This window comes from Pseudomonadota bacterium, from assembly GCA_030775045.1.
In the GTDB taxonomy this organism is placed as follows: Bacteria; Pseudomonadota; Alphaproteobacteria; order JALYJY01; family JALYJY01; genus JALYJY01.
This window is the reverse complement of the sequence record JALYJY010000038.1, coordinates 6,002-11,344: the sequence shown is the minus strand read 5'-3', so window position 1 is coordinate 11,344 and position 5,343 is coordinate 6,002. Positions and strand designations below refer to the sequence as shown.

6 protein-coding genes are annotated in these 5,343 nt (G+C 59.8%); 1 reads left to right on the top strand and 5 read right to left on the bottom strand.

Annotation, left to right across the window (positions count from 1 at the left end; genetic code table 11):
• The 5 genes from M3O22_04790 to M3O22_04770 all read right to left on the bottom strand — a co-directional run.
• The coding region (locus tag M3O22_04790) for a cell division protein FtsW (protein ID MDP9196074.1) at positions 1–308 on the bottom strand (308 nt) is incomplete at its 3' end.
• Positions 305–1,141 carry an alpha/beta hydrolase gene (locus M3O22_04785; GenBank protein MDP9196073.1) on the bottom strand — a complete coding sequence of 279 codons (837 nt, stop codon included), beginning with the start codon at positions 1,139–1,141 and terminating at the stop codon, positions 305–307. The genes M3O22_04790 and M3O22_04785, both read right to left, overlap by 4 nt.
• Positions 1,138–1,920, bottom strand: coding sequence for an exodeoxyribonuclease III (gene xth, locus M3O22_04780; protein ID MDP9196072.1), 783 nt, complete (start codon positions 1,918–1,920; stop codon positions 1,138–1,140). Before xth ends, M3O22_04785 begins: the two co-directional genes overlap by 4 nt.
• Complete coding sequence (gene erpA / locus M3O22_04775) at positions 1,917–2,267, bottom strand: iron-sulfur cluster insertion protein ErpA (GenBank protein ID MDP9196071.1); 351 nt, start codon at positions 2,265–2,267, stop codon at positions 1,917–1,919. Before erpA ends, xth begins: the two co-directional genes overlap by 4 nt.
• Positions 2,268–2,485: 218 nt before the next feature.
• Positions 2,486–2,899, bottom strand: coding sequence for a hypothetical protein (locus M3O22_04770; protein ID MDP9196070.1), 414 nt, complete (start codon positions 2,897–2,899; stop codon positions 2,486–2,488).
• Between the two features lie 566 nt (positions 2,900–3,465).
• Here M3O22_04770 and argS point away from each other — a divergent pair.
• Positions 3,466–5,214 (top strand): arginine--tRNA ligase, encoded by a 1,749-nt coding sequence (gene argS, locus M3O22_04765; GenBank protein ID MDP9196069.1) that lies wholly within the window; start codon positions 3,466–3,468, stop codon positions 5,212–5,214.
• The last annotated feature ends 129 nt before the right edge of the window (positions 5,215–5,343 follow it).

Sequence of the window (5,343 nt, the reverse complement as noted above, 5' to 3'; positions counted from 1 at the left end):
GGTGTCAGCGCCGTCAGCACCAGGGCCACAGCCAGAACCAGCAGGGCGAGGCGCCGGATATTCAGCGGGCTGAGCAGGGACACGCCCAGCATCACGAGAACAGCGGGCCCCAGCATGATCAGGTGACGGTTGATGAAGTACCAGGGGCTGAGACCGATGCGCTCGGCCACCGGCGGACTGGCCGCAGCAATCAGCAGGGTTCCTGTCACGATCAGAACGCCCAGGGCCAGCAAAAGCCAGCGGTCAACAGTCCACCACCATCGGGCCAGAAGGTTGTGATCCGTCCGCGAGAAACCGCCGATATTCATGGCAACCCTTCCAGAAAGTCCAGAACAGCGTCTGCAGCGCCGAAATCATACAGGTTGTTGTGGCCGGCCCCTTCCGCAAACAGGGCATTCTTCGGGTCCCGGGCCTTCTCGTACAGGGCTTTTCCCTGGGCGAAGGGCACCACGGCATCCGCCGTTCCGTGCATCACCAGAAGCGGTGCACCGATCTCATCAATGCGGGACAGATTGTCGAACCGGTCCCGGGCCAGCCACTGCACCGGCACCCAGGGGTATCGCAGCGCCCCTATGTCCGGCAACGCGGTAAAGGGCGCCTCCAGAACGACCCCGCGCACAGGCGTTCCGGCTTTGGCCAGATCCCACGCCATGCGCACGGCCACGCCCGACCCCAGGGATTCACCGTAAAGAACCATCCTGTCAGGATTGATACTCTGCTGTTCCAGCCAGTTCAGCGCGCCTCGCGCATCCCTATAGAATCCCTCTTCAGAAGGACTGCCCGGATTGGGGCCATAACCCCGGTATTCCACCATCAGAAGGCCGTATCCGGCCTCTGCATATGGCCGGACCTTGTACAGGCGGTTTGATGCAGGGCCGTGATTGCCATGGAAGTGAATAATAACAGGAAAGCCCCGCTTCATCGCCGGACTGAACAGGTGGTACAGGCGCAGGCCATCTTCTGCAGGCACAGCCACACCTTTTACTATGTCGCTGGCATTCACTTCGAAAGGATCATTGGCGTGCATGGAACGGTTATCCGGAAAATAGACCAGGGTTCTCTGGAACATGTACATGGCGCCCACAGCCAGTATCCATGCGCCCAGCAGCATTGCAGCACTACAGATCAGGACTTTTCTCACGGAACGGAAAGCTCCAGCACCAGCGGCGTATGGTCAGAGGCATTTGACTCTCCCCGCGGGGCCCTGTCAACAGCACAGGACACCAGCCGGTCCGCCGCGCCGGGCGACAGCAGGAAGTGGTCGATCCGCAAGCCCCGGTCCTGCATCCAGGCTCCCGCCTGATAGTCCCAGAACGTATACTCCCGGGCACGGGGGTGCAGGGTTCTGAAGGCATCGGCCAGTCCCAGATTCACAAGACCGCGAAAGGCCCTGCGGGTCTCCGGCGTATACAGGGCGTCGTTTTCCCACCCGCGGGGGTCGTACACATCCAGGGCTTCCGGGATCACATTGAAATCGCCGCCCAGTACAAAAGGGGTGTCCCCTTCCAGCAGAGCTGCAGCCCGCTGCTCCAGACGCTTCAGCCAGCGGAGTTTGTACGGATACTTTTCGCTCTCCACCGGGTTGCCGTTGGGCGCATAGAGGCTGGCGATCCGCACACCCTGCACCGTGGCTTCCACATACCGGGCCTGGGTTTCGGCCGGATCGCCGGGCAGATGGTCCAGAACATCCACAAATGGATGCCTTGATATCAAGGCCACGCCGTTCCACGCCTTCTGGCCGGCCACCGCCAGATGATAGCCCCGGGTTTCAAATTCGCTTCCCGGAAAAGATACTGTCTCGCACTTCAGTTCCTGGAGCAGGAGAACATCCGGCCGGACCGTATCCATCCAGGACACGATATTGGGCAGGCGCACCCGGACAGAATTCACGTTCCAAGTGGCGATGCGAAGCCGGCTCATCGCGAGAACGACGCTCCGCACCCGCAGGACGAAGCCGCCTGCGGATTGTTGACCTGGAAGTACGATCCCATCAGGCTGTCCACAAAGTCGACCTCTGACCCGGCGATCAGCTCCAGCGAGACGGGATCCGTCACCACTTCTGCGCCGTCCCGGCCAAAAGTCACATCACCGGGTACGGTTTTTTCATCCATGACAAATTCATAGCGGAACCCCGAGCATCCCCCGCCCTGGACAGTGATACGCAACCGCAGGGAGGGTTTCCCTTCCTTCTGCCGCAGGGCCACGATCCGCCGCACCGCAGACGGGGTCAGGGTCAGGCCAGACAGGGAAATTGTGGCGTCAGACACGGGCCGGACCTCCAGAAAAATACATCCATGACAGTATGAAGTTGTTCCCTGCCGCCTGTCAAAACAAACCCCTGCGCTGCCCCTCATCTGTCACCCCGGCGGAAGCCGGGGTCCATTCATGCTTTTTTCGCCAGAGAGCCAATGAAGTCCGGATCAGGGGGCCGAAGGCACCACGTACAAATGCCGCCGGGAAGCATGATAGCCTATCTGTTCCAGGCTCATGTGCTGGCCAAACCGGATTTCCCGGTCCGCAAAACAAGCGTAAAATTTCCCAGCATCTCCCGTGCACAGGCCAGACAGGTGATATCCAGTCCTTTCCGGCTCATAACCACTCCGTCATCCTTTTCCAGGATATAATCAAAAATCTTGCCCCACATCCTGATCACGGCTGCTTTCCTGAAGCGGACAATCCGGACAGCTGTATCGCTGAAGGGGGGCATGATGTATGCCTGTCCTTCCGGCGACTGGCCTGTCAGAACATAAAGGGAGGGCCAATCCACATCCCGGGGCTGTCCGGTCTGAAGCGAAACGCATGTGCCATCGCTGCGAAATTCCAGATAATCCAGACCATGACGGCTGGCCCAGACTGCCGCCATGGCTGGTGATATGCTTTCTACAGACAGCCTCATCATCAGGACCTGTGTAAAACCCGTGCCTGCATGCGGTATACAGCCATCGATACCATAATCCGCCCTGAAATCTGAAAGATATTTCGGGGCAGTGTCGTCGCCCCGCCTGCCAAAGCAAGCTCTGGCAGCCCATTTCCCTCTCCCGCAGGAGGAGGGATTCCTGCACAACCTTCGGAAGGAAGGGAAACAGGCTCCCCTGCATCCTCTTCGTTCACCCATACGAGAATACAAGACAGGATTAAAACCCCTGCCAAAAGGACTTTTTTCCTCCATGTGGAGCCCTGTTTTTCAGGCCGCAAAACAGGAAAGGAGAAACAGGCCCATGATGACGAGACACCACTATTGTCATTCCAACCAGGGTCTGCCGAAACAGGGATGATAACAAATGATAGCTTTTGATGAGTAGTAACGAACGACAAGAAATGTTGAGGCTTGCTTATACATTGCGACTGTCAGGGATTGTCTGTACTCCCGCGAAAAAGCTGCCAGACAGAAGTTCTTGCAGGAAGGGGCGACACCCCCTACCTTACCCCCTCCGGGAAAGCAGTATGGAACATCAGACCGCACACATGAATATTTTCAGGGAATTTGAGGGAGTTATCCGCACCATTCTGGCCACCTGCGTGGACCAGGGGGCACTTCCTCCCGGTTTGCCTCTGGACAGGGTGGCCGTCGAGCCACCGCGCGATCCCTCCCATGGGGACCTGTCCACCAATGCCGCCATGGTTCTGGCAAAGCCTGCGGGACAGCAATCCCGCCAGGTCGCCACGCTCCTGGCAGAGCGTCTGCGGGACAATCCCCATGTAGAAGCCGTCGATGTGGCTGGCCCCGGCTTTGTAAACATCCGCCTGCAACCTTCTTTCTGGCAGGCCCGGGTGGCGGATATTATCCGCGAAGGCACCCGCTTTGGCGCCAGCACCATGGGCAAGGGGCAGAAGGTCAACATCGAGTATGTCTCCGCCAACCCCACAGGTCCCATGCACGTAGGTCATACGCGGGGCGCCATCATCGGCGACAGCCTGGCCAATCTGCTGCAGAAGGCCGGCTTTGATGTCACCCGCGAATACTATTTCAACGATGCCGGCACCCAGGTGGATGTGCTGGCCCGCACCACGCACCTGCGCTACCGCGAGGCATTGGGCGAGGATATTGGCTCCATTCCGGAAGGCCTGTATCCGGGCGAGTATCTGAAAGATGTGGGCAAGGCCCTGGTGGACCGTGATGGCCGCAGGTGGATCGGCCTTCCCGAAAGCGACTGGCTGGTGCCGGTCCGGGAATTTGCCGTGAAGTACATGATGGACATGATCCGGAAGGATCTGGATCTGATCGGCATCCATCACCAGGTCTTCACCAACGAGCGGGACCTGATCGAAAACGGCACTCTGGACAAGGCGTTTGGCATCCTGCAGGAGCGGGACCTGATCTACACTGGAACCCTGCCCCCGCCCAAAGGCAAGGAGATGGAGGACTGGGAGCCGGCCCCCCTCACCCTGTTCCGCTCCACCCGGTTCGGCGACAGCACGGATCGCCCCCTGAAAAAGCGGGACGGCACCTGGGCCTATATCATGCCGGACATCGCCTATCACTATGACAAGATCCGGCGGGGCTTTGACTGGATGGTCAACCTGCTGGGCACGGACCACGGCGGCTATCTGGAGAAAATGCGTCCAGTCGTGGCCGCCTTCAGCGACGGCAAGGCGCACCTCGATGTCATCTTCAACACCATCGTCAAGGTCTACAAGAATGGTGTGCTGGTCAAACTGTCCAAACGCTCGGGCAACCTGATCACCCTGCGCGAAATGGTCGAGGAAGTGGGCCCCGGCGCCGTGCGCTTCTTCATGCTGACCCGCGGTCCGGAAACACCGCTGGAATTCGATTTCGTCAAGGTGACGGAACAGTCGCGGGACAACCCGGTGTTCTATGTCCAGTACGCCCACGCCCGGTGCTGGTCCGTCCTGCGCCACGCCGCGGCGGAAGGGTACGATGTATCGGACCAGGCGCTGGCCGGGGTGCCCCTGGCGCCCCTGACCGATCCGGACGAACTGGCCCTTGTCAAAATCCTGACAACATGGCCGCGCATGGTCGAGGCCGCAGCCGAAGCGCGCGAGCCCCACCGCATTCCCTTTTACCTGGGTGAGGTGGCCGCCGCGTTCCACGGCCTGTGGAACAAGGGAAAGGACAATGCAGCCTTGCGTTTTCTCATGGCAGATGATCGTGATACAACACTGGCCCGTATGGCCATGGTCCGGGCCGTGGCCCTGGTGATCGCCTCGGGCCTTGAAGTCATGGGTGTGGAACCTGTCCAGGAGATGCGCTGATGATCGGGATACATCATCCCTTCCCCCATAACATTCTGTCCAACCGGGACAGTTCTGCGGCAGAAAGGACGCGCCGACCGTGGCAGGCACCACGGACAAGCGGCATGACGCACCGCAGGGCTTTCCCGG